This window comes from Cohnella terricola, from assembly GCF_007786475.1.
In the GTDB taxonomy this organism is placed as follows: domain Bacteria; phylum Bacillota; class Bacilli; order Paenibacillales; family Paenibacillaceae; genus Cohnella; species Cohnella terricola.
Map to the genome: position 1 here is coordinate 50350 of NZ_VNJJ01000002.1, position 16623 is coordinate 66972.

At 52.2% G+C, this 16623-nt stretch carries 13 protein-coding genes; 7 read left to right on the plus strand and 6 right to left on the minus strand.

The features are described 5' to 3' along the window. Positions 1 to 100 precede the first annotated feature (100 nt). On the plus strand, positions 101 to 2320 hold the full coding sequence (locus tag FPZ45_RS03530) for a beta-galactosidase trimerization domain-containing protein (RefSeq protein WP_144698508.1): 2220 nt from the start codon (positions 101 to 103) through the stop codon (positions 2318 to 2320). Positions 2321 to 2410: 90 nt separating this feature from the next. On the opposite strand, the gene FPZ45_RS03535 is transcribed toward FPZ45_RS03530, so the two are convergent. Both FPZ45_RS03535 and FPZ45_RS03540 read right to left on the minus strand, forming a co-directional pair. Then, positions 2411 to 4429: an alpha-amylase family protein gene (locus FPZ45_RS03535; protein ID WP_144698510.1), complete on the minus strand. Its 2019-nt coding sequence runs from the start codon at positions 4427 to 4429 to the stop codon at positions 2411 to 2413. Positions 4430 to 4524: 95 nt separating this feature from the next. Next, the gene (locus FPZ45_RS03540) at positions 4525 to 5418 is read right to left on the minus strand and encodes an AraC family transcriptional regulator (protein WP_144698511.1); all 894 of its coding nucleotides are present in this window, start codon (positions 5416 to 5418) and stop codon (positions 4525 to 4527) included. Between the two features lie 114 nt (positions 5419 to 5532). Between FPZ45_RS03540 and FPZ45_RS03545 the strand changes: the two genes are divergently transcribed. The 5 genes from FPZ45_RS03545 (at position 5533) to FPZ45_RS03565 (ending at position 12000) form a co-directional block, all read left to right on the plus strand. Beyond that, positions 5533 to 7296, plus strand: a complete 1764-nt coding sequence (locus tag FPZ45_RS03545) for a cache domain-containing sensor histidine kinase (RefSeq protein WP_144698513.1) — start codon at positions 5533 to 5535, stop codon at positions 7294 to 7296. Beyond that, positions 7289 to 8842 carry a response regulator gene (locus tag FPZ45_RS03550; protein ID WP_144698515.1) on the plus strand — a complete coding sequence of 518 codons (1554 nt, stop codon included), beginning with the start codon at positions 7289 to 7291 and terminating at the stop codon, positions 8840 to 8842. Before FPZ45_RS03545 ends, FPZ45_RS03550 begins: the two co-directional genes overlap by 8 nt. Positions 8843 to 8944: 102 nt before the next feature. Continuing rightward, complete coding sequence (locus tag FPZ45_RS03555; protein WP_144698517.1) at positions 8945 to 10237, plus strand: ABC transporter substrate-binding protein; 1293 nt, start codon at positions 8945 to 8947, stop codon at positions 10235 to 10237. A 72-nt stretch (positions 10238 to 10309) separates the two neighbouring features. Beyond that, positions 10310 to 11173, plus strand: a complete 864-nt coding sequence (locus tag FPZ45_RS03560; RefSeq protein ID WP_144698519.1) for a carbohydrate ABC transporter permease — start codon at positions 10310 to 10312, stop codon at positions 11171 to 11173. Next, a complete protein-coding gene (locus FPZ45_RS03565; protein WP_246120305.1) occupies positions 11170 to 12000 on the plus strand; it encodes a carbohydrate ABC transporter permease in 831 nt (276 codons plus the stop codon). Before FPZ45_RS03560 ends, FPZ45_RS03565 begins: the two co-directional genes overlap by 4 nt. Before the next feature lie 72 nt (positions 12001 to 12072). Here FPZ45_RS03565 and FPZ45_RS03570 read toward each other — a convergent pair whose 3' ends face one another. The 3 genes from FPZ45_RS03570 to FPZ45_RS03580 are packed head-to-tail and all read right to left on the minus strand — an operon-like array spanning position 12073 to position 14890. Continuing rightward, on the minus strand, positions 12073 to 12957 hold the full coding sequence (locus FPZ45_RS03570; RefSeq protein ID WP_144698521.1) for a sugar phosphate isomerase/epimerase family protein: 885 nt from the start codon (positions 12955 to 12957) through the stop codon (positions 12073 to 12075). 14 nt (positions 12958 to 12971) lie between these two features. Beyond that, positions 12972 to 13832: a sugar phosphate isomerase/epimerase family protein gene (locus tag FPZ45_RS03575; RefSeq protein ID WP_144698523.1), complete on the minus strand. Its 861-nt coding sequence runs from the start codon at positions 13830 to 13832 to the stop codon at positions 12972 to 12974. Beyond that, positions 13829 to 14890, minus strand: coding sequence for a Gfo/Idh/MocA family protein (locus tag FPZ45_RS03580; RefSeq protein ID WP_144698525.1), 1062 nt, complete (start codon positions 14888 to 14890; stop codon positions 13829 to 13831). Before FPZ45_RS03580 ends, FPZ45_RS03575 begins: the two co-directional genes overlap by 4 nt. A 163-nt stretch (positions 14891 to 15053) precedes the next feature. Here FPZ45_RS03580 and FPZ45_RS03585 point away from each other — a divergent pair, with 163 nt between their 5' ends. Further along, a complete protein-coding gene (locus FPZ45_RS03585) occupies positions 15054 to 15932 on the plus strand; it encodes an AraC family transcriptional regulator (RefSeq protein ID WP_144698527.1) in 879 nt (292 codons plus the stop codon). 27 nt (positions 15933 to 15959) lie between these two features. Here the strand turns inward: FPZ45_RS03585 and FPZ45_RS03590 are convergent, their stop codons facing one another. Next, positions 15960 to 16607, minus strand: a complete 648-nt coding sequence (locus FPZ45_RS03590) for a ribonuclease H-like YkuK family protein (RefSeq protein WP_342780019.1) — start codon at positions 16605 to 16607, stop codon at positions 15960 to 15962. Between the last annotated feature and the right edge of the window lie 16 nt (positions 16608 to 16623).

Genomic DNA, 16623 nt, shown 5'->3' on the forward strand with positions numbered 1-16623 from the left:
AAAACCGTTAACCTTCGCGAGGTTAATGTCCATTTCTGTTTGGTCCGCGAATAACAGCGAAAATGAATGTTGAAGTTATATTTCAGGCAGGGGGAAGAAGATGACAGACAATTGGATGCGAGACACTTACCGGAAACTCCATTTAGACTATCACCAGCCGCCCTGGATGGGTAATGTGGCAGGCGCTTTTACAAAGGAAGAAGCGCAGAAACAGGTTGCCCTGTTCCAAAAGGCGAAGATCGAAGCGGTCAGTTTTTTTGCTTACGATCATTATGGGCAAGCGTTCTATCCCTCCCGAATCGCACCGATCCACCCCGGCTTAAAGGGAGATTATACGGGTCTGATGACCGAAGCCCTCAGAGAAGCGGGGCTCAGAGTAACTTTATACCTGGCCGCTCTTACTTCCGCGCACTTGCATGCTACGCATGAAGACTGGCTTGTAAGGACTGAGACGAATCATGCGCCCAAAGGAGCCTGGCTTCAAGAGGAGGCATCGCATCTTTGCGTAAATTCGCCATTCGTTGATGAATTTATGGTTCCGCTAATTAAGGAAACCATCGAGCGGCATCAGCCGGATGCCGTCTGGATCGATGCCGGCGCTTGGATGATCGATACGCCCTGCTGGTGCGTCCACTGCCAAGAACGATATCGGGCGGATACCGGTCTGAACCTTCCGTCTTCGCCAGCGCCTAAGCCTAACGACGAACTGGCGGACGAATCGTGGTTAAAATGGCGGTTGTGGAAGAGAAGCCGAATTAATGTCTACATTAATAAGTTGGTTGCAGCTGTTAGGGAGGCTTCACCGAAAACGCTAATCGCCGACAATAATTTGGGTAAATATTTTACCGGAGTGCCGCAATGGAAGGAAGGCAAAGTTGAACGATGGCTCTCGCCTCAAGACTTCGGGGTTGATTACCTATCGTGCGATCCTGTCGCGATGGGCGGCAATCATGAAGTGGTGCTCAGCAGAGAGGGCAGATACCAATCGACCATCGGATTGCCGTATGAATACATGAACGAACGGTTTCATGCGTGGGGCGAATGGCAGTGTCGACCTCTGCTCGATTGGAAACTGGAGGCGGCAACCATGATCTCCGTCGGAGCGCGGTGTGTATTTGCCGATCAACCTTACCCCAATGGCTTGGTCGAGCCTCGCGTATACGAAGATTTAAGGGAAGTGTACAGCTTTGTCGAGGAGCGGGAGCCGTTTGTCAAAGGAGCCGTCCCCGTACCCGATGTAGCGATTCTCGCCAGTCTGGGAGCAAACACGGTAGGACCTGCAGGCGGGGCATTATGGGGAAGAGTTTCGGCTTGGGCCGACATGGGCGAGCAACGAGTGGATCGAGTCGACGGAGCGCATTTAATGTTCGTCGAGCTTGGTTTGCAGCATTTGATCTACGACGAGATCAATCTCAAGAAAGCGATGGATCGTCAACGTCTGATTGTCGTACCAGATCAACTGCTGCTTGACGATGAGACGATCCATGCTTTGAAAGATTACGTAAAGAATGGCGGCCGGCTGCTTGTGACGGGTCGATCCGGGCTCTATCGCGCCGACGGAACGATTCGGGAATCGGATCCGCTAGCCGATGTGCTTGGACTGGAACGTACGGCTGAACAAGTGTCTCCTATTCATTACTTAAAAGCCGGTCATTCGCTAAGCGGAGGTTCCCCTTGGGCCGATATCCCCCTGCAAGCGTGGGGAGCCGCATCTGAGGTCAACCTTCAGGGCGCGGAGGTATTGGCGGACAGTTGGGGACCGGTGACGGATGTATGGAAAGACGGCGTGAAGTCTAAAGCGAACTGGCAGCATTATACGGTGTTCGGCGCGGCGCCGATTGGAGACGATCGCGAGGGCCCGGCTTTGACCCAACATCGTTACGGGTTAGGGACGGCTGTGTATTTGAACGTTGACCTGTTTGCACTGTATTACCAGGAAGGACATCGCTTGATTCGTCAATGGATATTGGCCATTGTCGATCGGCTGTATGCGGACGAGCAGCGCAAGGTAGCCGTACAGAAGCCGCTGCATGTGGAAGTGTCCTTAATGGAGCAACCGCACCTTGATCGGCAGATCGTACATCTTACGAACTTCTTCTCGCAGAAAAGGCCCGGCAATACGGTTCATAATGAAGAAATTCTTCCCGTGAACAACATAAAAGTTTCCTTAACCTTAGGCAACCGTCAAGTCGAACGCGTAACGCTTGAACCAGAAGGACTCGAACTCAGTTATAAACAAAAGGATGGTTCGATCGATATCGTGGTTCCTCAGCTTGATATACACGCCATGCTGTGCGTTCAACTGTCAAAGGAAGAGTAAATAACCTATAACGAATGAATCGAGAACGAATAAGCCATCCCTGCCGGGATGGCTCGTTTTCGTAGTCGATTCGAAGGATGCAAAGTCGATTTATTTGAACGCGATCGTCGAATGAATGTGTACGCTCGGCACGATGAGCTCGATGCCGTGTTCCAGCCGACGGAACGGGAGCGATACGTTCTCTGGCAGCAGCGTCGCCTCTTGTACGGAATCATCGAAGTATTGTACGACGATGTCGTGGATAGGCCAGATCCGTTCAATCGGATCATACGACGAAGCGCTGCGGCTGCCAGTATGGTTATTCTGAAAGTTGATCAAGTGCAGGTAGGTTGTGTCGTCGCTGCGCATGAGATTCGCTTCCATATGAGTCGGCGCATCGACTCGGAACGGTTTGCTCAGATCGTATTTATCGAGCAAAGCGTCCACGATGGATCGAATCCAGTAGTGATTGGTGTTCCAATAAGTAGAGAACACAGGCGCCGCGATATAGATGGCTTTCCCTTGTCCGTAATCATTAACGGAGATGGAAGGGAATGCGCTGACGTTGCCTGCCGGCGGGATCCGGTAACGGAACGCGCGGTTGGGCGCCGGAACGGTAAGCGGCCACTGAATCCAGCTCAAAGGCTGGGCTGTCGACGCCCGGACTTTGAGGAACGGAGCTTCCAACAGCTGCGGGATTGCCGTGATGCCTTTCCACAACGATTCATTTTCCGTAAAGTAGCCGAATTCATAGGGAGACCTGTCCAAATAGTCCACGCCCAGAACGTCTGCAAGTTCAAAGCGCTTGGAGGTTCTGTTTAGGGACGCTTCCCCGGCCGCCAGCAGCACACCGCCCGCCTTGACGAACGCGCGGATTCTGGACAAGGATTCGTCCGAGAGGCTTACCGTTTCCGGCAAGATGACAACCCGGTACGCGGATAGATCGGGGAAAGCGTCGTTGTAGAACATATCGTATTGATGGTGCCCTTCGATAAGCACTTTGGATGCGCCGAGCATGGCGGCATCTCCCGAGTCCCAATACCAACTGGATGTGTTGTTGGAAATTACGGCGATATGAGGTACGCTTCTCGTTCCGATACAAAAAGTTTCGCGTTCCTTCACGAAGTGGAACGCCTCACCGATAACGTCGTACACGCCGCTCTGCAGCCGCCCGTTTGGCAGCACCTGATCGCCGATGTTGATGATGCCTCCGTTCGCCAGAATAGAAGCAAATTCATACTTCAATTGCTCCGGCGTTTTGCAGGACATCATCCCCCAGTCTTCGGTGAACCGAACCGTCATGATTTGCACGGGTACATCCAGGTTCCGGGTGTAGCGGGCTTTGATCGAATGGCAAAGATAACTTCCGGATGCCGGCTGAGATTCCCAAAGGCCGTAATCGCTTGTCGCGTTAATGGCATCTGACTCGCCCATTTTCCAAGCTCCGTTGCAGTTGACCATGACATGAGGCCGAATGCTTTTGATCAAGTCGTACAGTTCCTGCATGCAGCGCTCGGCCGAATTTCGGGCGAAGTCATGAACGATCTTCGGGTTGTCCCTATACAACTCAACCGTTAATTCCAAGCCGTTCTCTTCTTTGAACTTTTTCTTGCAATAAGGGCAGAAGCAACGATGCCCATCGATATATGGAATATCGAATAGCCATCCGTCCATATCGTAGCTGTTCATGATTTCCAGCACTTGCGGAATGACCAATTCCTCGCGGTAAGGGCTGTTCAAGCAAGGAAGTTCCCATACCGTGCCTGCCGATCCCCGAACTTGTCCGTCTTCGTTGATCTGGTACCAGTCCGGGTTTTGCTGAACGGCGTATGCGTCCGTGCCAAGGGAATAATAAGCGATGACTTTAATACCCGAACGGTGAGCCTCTTGCAGCACCTCGCCGAAAAAATCGCCCTCCAGCCCGGAATGTTTATGCCCGACTTTCGTCGGATAGTAGGCGTTGCCGAAGTGACATTTCGTAAAGACGCCAATGACATTCACGTCTGCCCGCACAAATTCTGCGACAAAGGACTTGGCGTCGAACTCATTAATCGCATCCGTTGGAAATTCGGGCATATGAAAATCTACATGAACCTGACGGATATGTTCCTTAAACCATTCTTGTCTCATCGTATACTCCTCCAACCTCGCTATTTAGTTGAGATTGTAGCAGAATGGGAGCGAACCGTCTTTGGAGAATCGTCCATCAGTTGTACGATTCTATCCTAATCTTGAATGTACCGGTTACGTATTCGATGTCGGTAAGCGGTTGGCGATTCGCCGAAGCGGGCTCGAAATAACCTGGAAAAATAGTGAATGGAGCCGAACCCAAGCTCTTCCGCTACGGCCGATATCAAGTCGTTCGTTTCCCTTATCCGCTTGCGGGCCCGTTCCAGCTTGCACTGCAAAGCGTAAGCATGAGGTCCCATACCGGTCACTTGCACAAACAACCGATGGAGGAACGATGTACTGACTCCGACCTGGTCGGCCCACTCCCGAACCGACAGATTGGACATGGGTGAATTCTCCATTTGGGCCATGATCTTGAGTACTCTTTGGTCCCTTACGGGCAACGGTTGTCGGATCGCTTGAGCCAACCCTGCCGCGAATAACTCGAAAGAAGCGCGCCGATCCAGCAAGGTTTCTTCGTCTTGTTGGTCCATCGTATCGATGATATAGAGAAAAGACTGCATCCATCTCGTATAGTGCGGTGCATGGACTTTGGCGGGAAGCTGCGGTCCGCCTTGGAAGATAATTGAAGTCGAGCATTCCGACTGAGACAATTCATCTCCCTTGAAGCTAAACAAAGACATATCCCCCGGATGGGATCTAGAGCCCGTCCAATCGAAATAGACCGAAGCGTGGGTCATCGGATCCGACGGGTTCGCATGGAACGTATGCGAGACCCCCGGCGGGATATAAAAGAGCTCGTCGCCGGCGCAAGAATAATGGTTTTGCCCAATCGTGATCGTACCCGTTCCATTGACGATATAAAGAAAAGTATGAACGAACGACCTTCGAGGACTGACTCGTTCATTCGGATGAAAAGGGTAATAATCGGCGCGGTAAATGACCGGACATATATCCGAAAGTCGGATATTCGTTCCTGAATCCCTCAAGGCGATCCCTCGCTTTTCGTTTGTAAACGGTTTATAGTTGCTTATGTTCCACTATACGAGAACAACATGACCTAAATCCAGCATACTGAATATCACCCTGGGAGGCAGTTCATAATGAACATCAATCCGTATCGGAAATCAACGTCGAGACCGTTGAAATTGCGAACCAAGTTCCTCCTCTCGTATTTGCTCGTCATCTTCGTGACCGTTGTAACGGTAACCGCCGCCAATTATCGAATTTCGGCCAATGCCATGAAGAACAACACTTCCGCATACTCCAATTATTTGACCGGTCAGGTCAGCATCAACTTTGATTCCAAGATCAGCGCGATCGAGGACTTCGTTTTTTTTCAGTACCAGCATTCGGATATCGGCAACGCGCTTGCGAGGCCAGGCTACGACTTCGTCAAGCAATCCGGGATCCGCAATTTTTTATTTGATATGCTGTACTCCCAGCAATATTTCACCTTTGTGGCGGTGACGGAAGCCGACGGACGCCTGTTCAGTTCAGCTCGGGACGAGTCGCTGTTCAATTTGGACGATGTCCTGGAGCAATCGAGGCGGAACGCGGAGCTGATGAAGAAGATGTGGGGCAAAGTGCTCTGGGTAGCCGGAGATGACAAGCAAGTGTATATGGAGAGAGCCATCTACGACTCCAATACGACAGAATATCTAGGCAATTTGATTATCGGCGTCGATCTAAATTACGTCACCAGCCTGTTCTCCGGCATTCAGGAAATCTCCAACGGACAGCTAATCTTGCTCAACTCGGACAACGAGCTGATTGGGCCACCGAGCGATCTCTACGCTCCCCTTAAATCATTGATTTCCGGCATCGGCAGCGACGGAACGATTGAGAAAACGGTGAAACTGAACGGGGAGAACTATTTATCCTCTATCGTCACCTTTGGAGAAGCCAAATGGAAGCTTGCGCATGTCGTTCCAATCAAGGAACTTACCAAGGTGGCCGTGCCGATGAAGATTTGGATGGCGATCACTTGCCTGACGGCGCTGGGCATCGCGTTTGCCTTTGCCTTTTATTTGTCCAACAGCATTACAGCCGGACTCAAGGTGTTGATGCAGCATCTCAAACGATTCGGGGAAGGCAATTTCTCGGTCCGCATCGCGCACAAGAGCCGGGACGAGATCGGCGTGCTCGCGGAGAAATTCAACCAGATGTCGGATCGGATCTACGAGGAGCAGATCTTGAAGCAGGAGGCGGAATATCGCGCTTTGCAATCCGAGTACAGCGCCCTCCACTCCCAGATGAACCCCCATTTCCTATACAACACGCTTGAATGCATCAACAGCGTGGCGAAGCTGCGGGGGGAAGAAGAGATCAGCGAGCTCGTCTGTCTTCTGGGCGATCTGCTCAAGGAAAGCTTGAGCTTAAAGGACGAACGGATTCCTCTCTCGTCCGAGCTCTCTTACGTCGGCAAGTATTTGGACATCCTTAAGAAAATCTACGGGGAACGTATCGAGACCCGCTTCCGAATCGATTCTTCCGTTCGTGATTGCCTAATTCCTAAATTTATCATCCAGCCCATTGTTGAGAACGCTGTCATTCACGGGATTGAAAAAAAACCGGGAAAAGGGCTGATCGAGATCGATTGCGTTCAGGAAGACGCTTGTCTTCTCATCCGCGTGCGGGATAACGGCCTAGGCATGGACGAACGTCAGCTTCGGCAGTTGTTGGAAAGCGATCGCGGTCATTCAGGTACCGGATCGCGAACCCGGGTCGGCATTTACAATGTCAACCGTCGAATCAAGCTGATGTACGGAGTAGATTACGGCGTACGGCTGGCCAGCGAGCCAGGAGTATCGACCGAAGTTACGATCACTTTGCCTTGGAAATCGGAGGAGAAAAATTATGTATAAAGTCGTCGTGATCGACGATCAGCCATTTGTCCGCGATGCGCTTGTCCGCACCGTCAATTGGGAACGTCTTCAATGCTGCGTAGTCGCGACGGCATCGGATGGCGATGAGGGAAAACGCGTCATTATGGAGCACCGCCCCGACCTTGTCATTTCCGACATCCGCCTGCCGGGAGCAGATGGGATCGAATTGTCCGAATTCATCCGCAAACGGCTACCGGACAATCAAATCATTCTGATAACGGGCTACCAGGATTTTGAGTACGCACGGCGAGCGCTCAAGCTTGGCGTCATCGATTTTATCGTGAAGCCGATCAAAAACGCCGAGCTCGAGGAAGCCATTCGCAAAGCCGTTCAAGCTATCCGCATCAGCCGCGAGAAGGAGAAGACGCTGCCAGGCTACGAAGGTCACTTGTTCCTGTCCGCTCTGCGTGGCGAGGCGAACGGGACAGAGGAATTCCGGGAACATCTGCGGATTCGCGGCTTCGAAGGCCACCCCAAGCTTCTGCTGCTGGGAAGGCGCAAAGAAGAAGTTGAGACGGAACCGTTCAGCCTGCTTGACTATGTGAAAGATTCGCCTCTGCTAGGGAGCGGACGGTTCCTTGTTCTCGAGACTCATTACGAGGGATGCCAGGCGCTGCTCGCCATTGCAAGTTCGAAGTCTGCATCCGATCCGTCATCATGGACATCGTTAAAACGGACGATCCATGAAGGGCTGCGGGACAAGCTAGGGGTCGCCTTTTCCTTGGCGGCCAGCCCGATGTTTACGGACCTCGGAGACTTGCCCGACATGAATTCGGCCGCAATGGCCGCTCTCCAGAGCCTGTTTTTCAAGCCCGCCGAGACGCTCGCTATTGCCACCCCTGTTTGGCATGAGCCCCGAACCGTCCTCCATGAATCTTTTCTTCGAGAAATCGATGCGTGGTTGGAGACCGCCGACGACGACGATTCCTTGTCTCTGGACGGATTAAGCCGACTGCTCGAACAAGTGGAGCGGCATGCGGACGGCGATATCCAATTGGCGATTGCATGGCTGACGGAAATATTTCTGTCCCTCGTGCGGTACGGCATCAAGTCCGATCGAACCGGCACGGAGACGCCTATGGAGGATGATGTGCAGTCGAGTCTCAAGCAAATCGCCCGCCTGCGGGACATGGCCGAGGGGCGAGCGCTTCTGGAGGGGGTTGTTCGCCAGTTCAACGACAAATCGCGGCAAGCCGCCTCCGGCTACTCGCTCATCGTCCGGAGCGTTCTATCCCAAATCCAAACGCAATACGCGGAAAATATGACGTTGACGGACCTGGCGGAGCGATATCGGATCAGTTCGGCTTATCTCAGCCGGCTGCTTAAAAAAGAAACGGGCCATAACTTCGTCGATCTGCTGACAAAGGCGAGAATCCAGGCCGCCAAAAAGTGGCTGGCCGATCCCGCCATATCCGTGCAGCAGGTTGCTTCTCTGGTCGGCTACGGCGATTACTCGTATTTCTATCAAGTATTCAAAAAGTATGAGGGCATCTCCCCTTCCGAAGTGAAGAAAAAACCCCGGTAAGGTCAAAATACCTCTATTATTGTCAAATTTGCGATATGGTTCGCGAAGCTGCGATCTTCTAAAGTATTAATGTAAGCGCTCTTAACACAGGAGGGATAAGCATTGAAAAAGAATCTTAGTTTGTTGGCCATAACGGCAGTGGCGACCGCCAGCTTGGCCGGTTGCGGATCCACCGGAAACGATTTATCTTCGTCTCCCGCTTCGGCTTCTTCGTCCGCCTCGGAGAAGGAAGTCACGATCAACATCTTCCATCACCTTGGTGAGGAAGCCAAGCGGAATGGATTGAAAGCGATTACGGATATGACAACCGAAAAGTACCCGAACATCAAATTCAATATTCAGGCGATCGATTACAATTCCTACAACAACATCCTGAAGACGAAGATCGCAGCCGGAGACGCGCCCGACATTGTCTTCGGAAATCCGATTGCTTATCGGGATATGATCAAAGCCGGCCAAATTCTGGACTTAACAGGCGAGTCGTTCTTTCAGGAGCTCAACCCGTCTGCGCTCGACGAGATGACGATCGATGGCAAGACGTATGGCGTTCCGCTTGATATCGGAGCCATGGGCATCTACTACAACAAAGACATCTTCCAAGAGCAAGGACTGCAAATTCCGACGACGTTCAGCGAGCTTATCAAGGTGGCCGACGCCCTTCAAGCTCAGAAGATCATTCCGTTCGCTCACGGATTCAAAGACTCCTGGACCGCCCAGGCTGACTTCCAAGCGGACTGGTACGGCAACGTCAGCAAGTTCCCGGATTTCTTCGACAAAGTGCAGGACGGCTCTCAGAAGTTCGCCGACAGCCCGGAATTCAAGGCTTCGGTTGAGCGGTACAAGAAACGTCTGTCCTATTCCAGCGGCGACGATCTTGGAACCGACTACGCGAAGTCCGTGCAAATGTTTGCCGGCGGCAAAACGGCGATGTTGATCGAAGGAGACTGGTCGATTAGCGAGATCCGCAAGAACAATCCCCAAGGGAACTTCGGCTTCTTCGCCCTGCCGTTCTCCGAGACTGCAAGCGACAACATTCTGGGCATCAGCGCCGGTGACGCCTTCATGGCCAGCGCTCAGACCAAGCATAAGGACGAAGTGCTCAAGTTCTTCGATTCGATGAATTCGGCCGAAGGGGCGAAGGCTTGGAGCGACCACAGCAAAACGATCAGCGCCAACAAAAATTTCACGATCAGCGGAGCCGATCCGATCACGTCCGATATTTTCGAGTACATTCAATCCAGCCGAACGTACAGCTTCGGCAAAGCCTACACGCTGACCGGCCAGATGGATGCCATCTTCCGCAAGTTCCAGGAAACCGTCGGCCTGGATCAGAGCGCGAACGTGGACAAATTGATCTCACATCTTGACACCGACATCTCCAGATTACTGAAATAAAGAAACGAGAGTGGGTCATTCCCCTGTTATCCGCAGAGGCATGACCCCTCTCTTATAGGAGTGAAGAGAACCATGGCTCTAGCCAAGCACCGCATCAAAAGGGAACTGATCAAGCTATCCTTCCTGATTCCCGCCGTTCTGTTCTTTGTCGTCATCATCGTGCTGCCCTTCGTCAAGGGACTTTCATACTCCTTTACAGATTGGGATGGCATCTCCGAAAGCCGCAACTTCATCGGCTTCAAAAACTACTCGCTGCTCTTCCAAGACCACAATCTTCTGAAGCCGCTAAAGAACACCTTGTTCTTCTGGGTCGTTACGCTGATTGGAACGAACGGAATCGGCTTGATGATGGCTCTTGCCGTCAACGGTTCAGGACGTTTCAACCGAGCGCTTCGTACCGTTTTTTTTCTGCCGTTCGTCCTCTCGCTCGTATTGGTCGCGTTTCTTTGGACGTATTTGTACAGCGAAATTTTGTATCCTTACTTTGGCGTTAAAAGCTTGCTAGGCAATCCGCATACCGTGATGTGGGGCATTTCAATTATGGCGATATGGAAGGATGCCGGATACTGCATGGTCATCTACCTTGCAGCGTTACAGCTCGTGCCTGCGGAATATTACGAAGCAGCCAAGGTGGAAGGCGCCGGCCTATTCCGCCGCTTCATCTCCGTCACCCTTCCGATGATCGTGCCGGCACTGACGGCCAACATAACCCTGCTTACCGGCTGGGGGCTCAAAGTGTTCGATTACCCGATGACCGCAACTGGCGGCGGACCTGGCAATGCATCGGAGACGCTCGCCATCTATGTGTACAATTATACGTTCCCTTATAATCAAGCAGGTTATGGGCAAGCGGCGGCTATCATGCTGCTGGTGCTTGTCTTTGCGATAACGGCCGTGGTGGCCGGTCTTCTTCGCCGGAAAGAGGTGGAAATGTGAGTAACCGAAAATGGCCGCTGATGTTGCGGAACGTGCTGCTACTGGCTCTGGCGCTCCTTTTCCTCATTCCGTTCTATATTAGCATCGTTTATTCGTTAAAGAGCCGTGAAGAAATTACCGCTTCCGGCATTCGTTTCCCTTCCGTCTTCCATTGGGAGAACTACTCGCGGGCCATGGAAATCTCGAACTTCGGACACGCGCTCAAGAACAGCAGCATTGTAACGCTGGTTGTCACGGTCGTGCTGCTTATCGTCTGCTCCATGGCTTCCTACATCATCGCCCGCAACAGTCGCAATCGCTTCTACAACTCGGTCTACTACGTATTTCTGGCAGCAGTTCTAATTCCTTTCCAAGTCATTATGCTGCCGCTTTACATCAACCTGAAGGACTGGGGGTTGCTTAATACGCTGGGAGGCTTGTCACTGGCTCTGATTGCATTCCAGATTCCATACAATATCTTCGTGATGACCGGATTCATCAAGTCCGTGCCTCGCGATTTGGAGGAAGCGGCCTATATCGACGGCGCCGGAGCTTACCGTACGTTTTGGAGCGTTATTTTCCCGGTGTTGAAGCCGATCACCTCAACTACCTTTATTCTGAACGCCCTGGCGGCCTGGAACGACTTCCAGACTTCACTGATCGTCGTTCAGAAGGAAGCGGTTCGTACGCTGCCGCTGACGCAGTTTTACTTTATCGGACAATATTCCGTCGAGGTGAATCTCGCTTTTGCAGCCTTTACGTTGTCGGTTATCCCCGTTCTGATCTTCTATTTTGCCGCTCAACGGTACATTATCGGAGGCATGATGGGCGGAGCGGTGAAGGGCTAGACATCTGCAACAAGACAAAAGAGGGTGTCCCAAAAGGTCACGAAAGAGACCTGAGAGACACCCTTTTCTCTGCTAAATTCTAGCTTTAAGGAACTTCACCGCCGCGGCGATATCCGCTTCCGGATTGGCTCCGACCTCGCGCTCGATCGTCAAGTAACCACCGTAACCGATGTCGCGAAGCGCCTTCAAGTATGCGTCCCAATCGACGCCGCCCTCTCCGAGCGGCACTTCGCGGAAAACGTCTCCGGACTCGGCATCTTGCGCGATTTTCTGATGGTCCATTGGCTCGAAGCCGAGTGCCCCGTAGACAAGCCTAGGATCGACTTCGCGCAAGCGGATTCCGTCTTTGGCGTGCGTATGGACGATATAATCCTTCAAATGATGTACCCCTAGAGCTGGATCGTCTCCGGTAACCATGACCATATTGGCCGGATCGAAGTTAACGGATACGCCTTTGGAGCCAAGCCCGTCGAGGAAGCTTTTCAGATGCGCCGAAGTTTCCGGTCCCGTCTCGATCGCGAAATAAGCGTTCATGCTCGTCGCATAGCGGCTAAGCTCCTCGCATGCCAGGTGCATCGATTCGTATACCTCGCTGTCGCGACTTTCCGGTACGATCCCGATGTGCGTGGTCACGACATTCGTGCCGAGCTCTACGGCCAAGTCCAAAATCCGTTTAGACTTTTCGATCTTTGCCGCATTGGCATTCTTGTCCTGGAAGCCGTGGCCGCCGAGATCGCCGACCAATGCGGATATTTCCAATCCCAACGATTCAATATCGGATTTCCACTCTTTACGTGCTGCAGCCGATAAGTTCGCGGGATCCATTTCTCCGGATACGGCATAGATTTGCACGCCGTCAGCTCCGACGTTCTTCGCTTTGACCAGACCTTCGCGTACGCCTACCTTAAAGCTGTCCACGATAACTCCGATTTTCCATGGCTTAACGATTGTCGACATTCCGATTCGCTCCCTTACTGAATTTCTTCCCATAGCTGCCGCACATGATTCAGCGCGATCTTCGTCGCCCTCTCGCACGGCTCCATGCCTTCGAATTCGATGGACAAGTATCCATCGAAGCCCGCTTCCTTGATGACGCGCAGCGCGCCACGGGTATCGAGATCCCCTTGTCCCGCGATCGCGCCTCGCAAGTAGGCGCCGTTGGCGGATCTAAACCAGCCTTCCCCGGGATTGTTAGATTCGGATCGGATGTAGAAATCTTTAACATGTACGATGGATGCGATCTTAATATTGTTGCGGATGCCGACTAGCGGATTCTCGTCGACGCATACGAAATTGCCGATATCGAGCGTCGTGCGGAAATTGTCTCGAGCGACTTCGTTAACGATCGCCTGCACCCGGTCACTTGCTTGAACATAGTACCCGTGATTTTCGATGCTCGTCGTAATGCCGAATTGCGCCGCATAATCGGCGATTCTGCGGCATGCCTCGGCAAGCTTGGGCAAATCCGCCATGAAGCGGCGAATCGACGTATCTTTGGAGTTTGCAACGTCATGCCGCATCAGCTTGGCTCCAAGCGCAGCAGCGACATCGACTTCTCTTTTCACCCGCTCGATCTCTTTCTCGAACTCTTCGTCGTTTAATCCGGAGAAGTTCGCGCCGATCGCATAGTTGGAAATCTCGATGCCGACTTCCGCGGCTTTGCTTTTGATTGCTTCCACGAGGTGCGGGTTGCCGACAAGATCGCAGTCGAGCGGAACGATCTCGACATGCTCACCGCCTAATTCGGCTATCTTGGCTACCGCTCCGACAAGATCAAGCTCGCCGCTTTGAATGTTCTGCCACAGGCTGTACGAACTGACCCCGAGTTTCATAGCCGGATCTCCTCGCCTTTCGCTGCCGATTCATAAATACCGCACAATATTTTCATGATTTCGACGCCGTCCGCAACTGGGCTGATCTGCTGATCCCCGTTTACGATACACGAGATAAAATGATCGATCTCGTTTTGAAACGCGGCGTCGGCGGAAAAACCGCCTTTGTTGTCCGTCTGTGGTTGAATGTTGAGGATCGTATTATTTTTCTCGGTAACCATAAGGATCTCGGGATCGATTTCGAATCCGCCCTTATCCCCGAACAGCTTAACGCTGCCCTCATCCTTCTTGGCGTGAAGCGTAAAACTAGCGTCGACCATAATCGAAGCGCCGTTCTCGAATCGAATAATCGCGTTGGCCATATCCTCGACGGTGTTTTTCGAAGCGTCATAGTCTGCCGCTTTATAGAAAGACAAATGCTGAACATTAGAGCGGTTGCCTAGCTTGCGATACGTATTGGCGCTTACCGACGTCGCTTTCGGCCGTCCCATCAAATACCAGCAAAGATCGATGACATGAACGCCGATGTCGATCAGAGGACCGCCGCCGGACCGCTCGACGTCCGCGAACCAACCGCCTGGGTTGCCTAGACGACGAATAGACGAAGCCTTGGCATAATACAACTCTCCGAATTCGCCTTGATCGACGAACTCGCGCAGCATTTTTACGTTAGGATCGTATCTGCGCACGAAGCCGACCTGGAGCAGCTTGCCCGACTCGCGTACGACGCGTTCGACTTCAACAGCCTCTTCCACGGTTCGGCATAGCGGTTTTTCTACAAGCACATGCTTGCCGGCTTGCAGAGCCGCGATGCTGATCGGTGCGTGCGTGTTATTCCAAGTGCAAATGCTGACCGCGTCAATATCCGAATCCGCGACCAGTTCCCGGTAATCCGTAAAGGTTTTCGTCGCGCCGTATTTATCCGCGACTTGACGTGCTCTTGCCTCGTTCACGTCGCATATCGCGACGATCGTAACATTCGGATTGCGCTTGTACGAATTAAGGTGCATTTCAGAGATCGATCCGGTTCCGATAACGCCAATGCGAACTTTTGACACGGCTCCAACACTCCTTCATCACTTTTAGGCAAAGTCGCGCCTGTTAACGGCTTATTCGCCCAGGTCGATTTTGCTTATCAATTCGTATTATAATGGGAATAACTTGCGTTACCATGCAAAAGCATGCTCATTATTTGTACGATTGTGCTATCGGAGGCGAACGATGGATAAAATCTCAGCTTTGCGGGAACCGATGCCGATGCCCAATCCGTCGTTCCCGATTAAAGTGCATCCTCTTCACACCCACAAGACGGTCGTGGGACAAACCTTATTCCCGCACCACTGGCATGAGCATTTGGAATTTTTATATTTCGTATCGGGAAGCGCAATCGTCGAATGCGGTTCCAATCGAACCGCGTTTCACCAAGGCGATCTGTGCGTCGTGAACAGCAATGAGCTTCATTACGGAATCGGCACGTCCGAGGATTTGTCCTATTATACGATGATCGTGGACATCGCTTTACTGCATAGCCATGCCGTGGATGCGGTCGAGACGAAGTTCATTACGCCGATCACCCGCAATCGGATTTTATTTCAGAACCGGATCGCCGGCGACGAAGAAATCACCCGTTACCTGCTTGCCATCGTTCGCGAGCTGGAGCAGCAGGAATTGGGATACGAGCTTTCCGTGAAGTCCCACCTATACGGGTTGCTTGCCCTGCTCGTCCGCAAATATGTTGCGACGCTGACCGAGTTGGACGATTATCGTCATCGGCTGAGAGAGCTTGAACGTCTAGCGCCGGTATTCTCCTATATCGACGAGCATTACCGGGACAAGCTTACCGTACAGCGGCTTGCCGACATCGCCGGATTAAGCCGGTTTCATTTTAGCCGCCTGTTTAAGCAGATGACCGACAAGTCGCTGGTCGAATTCGTGAACCTGATCCGGGTCAATAAAGCCGAGAGCCTGCTGCGGAACAAAACGATGAATATCTCCGAGATCGCCCACGCGACGGGCTTTAGCGACATCTACTATTTTAGCCGCACGTTCAAAAAGCTGAAGAACATGTCCCCCACGGAGTGGAGGAACAGCCAATACTGAATGTACACGAGGAATTCGAGCTCCGCGCTATAAAACCATCCGTTGCTTCGTATAGCGATTCGCGTAGGATGAAGCAACGTACGCCTCCGGTTTGACTCTGGGGGCGTAACTCCCCATCCCTTCCACTTTTTCCATCATCTCATGAACGTAACTTGCCGTTTTGCTGATCACCGGCTCCATTCCCGCGTCGATGTCGATATAGGTTTCAAGCGTCGCGCCTTGATGCGCATAAGGCAAAATGATCTCACCCATATTGCGAAGCGCGTTTTCCTCGAAATAACCGGCGACTCTCTGGGAAAAAGACGTTTCCAGCGTCAGTTTTTCCCGGACAGATGCGAGCTGCCGCGGTATCGCCAATTGCCGATAACAGGCCCAAGCCCCTCTGCCGACACGGCGAATGACGATGCCTGTTACGAATTTCGTATATCCTGGATGTACTTGGCTATCCGTACCGATGATGAATTGATAAGAACCTTTCGGATCGATGGAGATAAAACGAAGAATTCGTTCCAATACCAGGTCAAGAGACATGCCGCATTCCGACAAATTCTGAAAGTAAAGATCATCCCACTTGGAGATGGTGCTCATCATGGTCATGTCGATCACCTCTGCGCCGCTGCGAACTATTGTTATTGTATGGCGCGACTTGCCGGAGTCGAACCGAATAAGCTCCATGATTTTACTCTCCGCG

Coding starts and splice junctions, on each gene's coding strand:
- FPZ45_RS03590 (WP_342780019.1), bottom strand. CDS start 16,607: ATGGAGCTTATTCGGTTCGACTCCGGCAAGTCGCGCCATACAATAACA.
- FPZ45_RS03535 (WP_144698510.1), bottom strand. CDS start 4,429: ATGAGACAAGAATGGTTTAAGGAACATATCCGTCAGGTTCATGTAGAT.
- FPZ45_RS03550 (WP_144698515.1), top strand. CDS start 7,289: ATGTATAAAGTCGTCGTGATCGACGATCAGCCATTTGTCCGCGATGCG.
- FPZ45_RS03585 (WP_144698527.1), top strand. CDS start 15,054: ATGGATAAAATCTCAGCTTTGCGGGAACCGATGCCGATGCCCAATCCG.
- FPZ45_RS03575 (WP_144698523.1), bottom strand. CDS start 13,832: ATGAAACTCGGGGTCAGTTCGTACAGCCTGTGGCAGAACATTCAAAGC.
- FPZ45_RS03570 (WP_144698521.1), bottom strand. CDS start 12,957: ATGTCGACAATCGTTAAGCCATGGAAAATCGGAGTTATCGTGGACAGC.
- FPZ45_RS03530 (WP_144698508.1), top strand. CDS start 101: ATGACAGACAATTGGATGCGAGACACTTACCGGAAACTCCATTTAGAC.
- FPZ45_RS03560 (WP_144698519.1), top strand. CDS start 10,310: ATGGCTCTAGCCAAGCACCGCATCAAAAGGGAACTGATCAAGCTATCC.
- FPZ45_RS03545 (WP_144698513.1), top strand. CDS start 5,533: ATGAACATCAATCCGTATCGGAAATCAACGTCGAGACCGTTGAAATTG.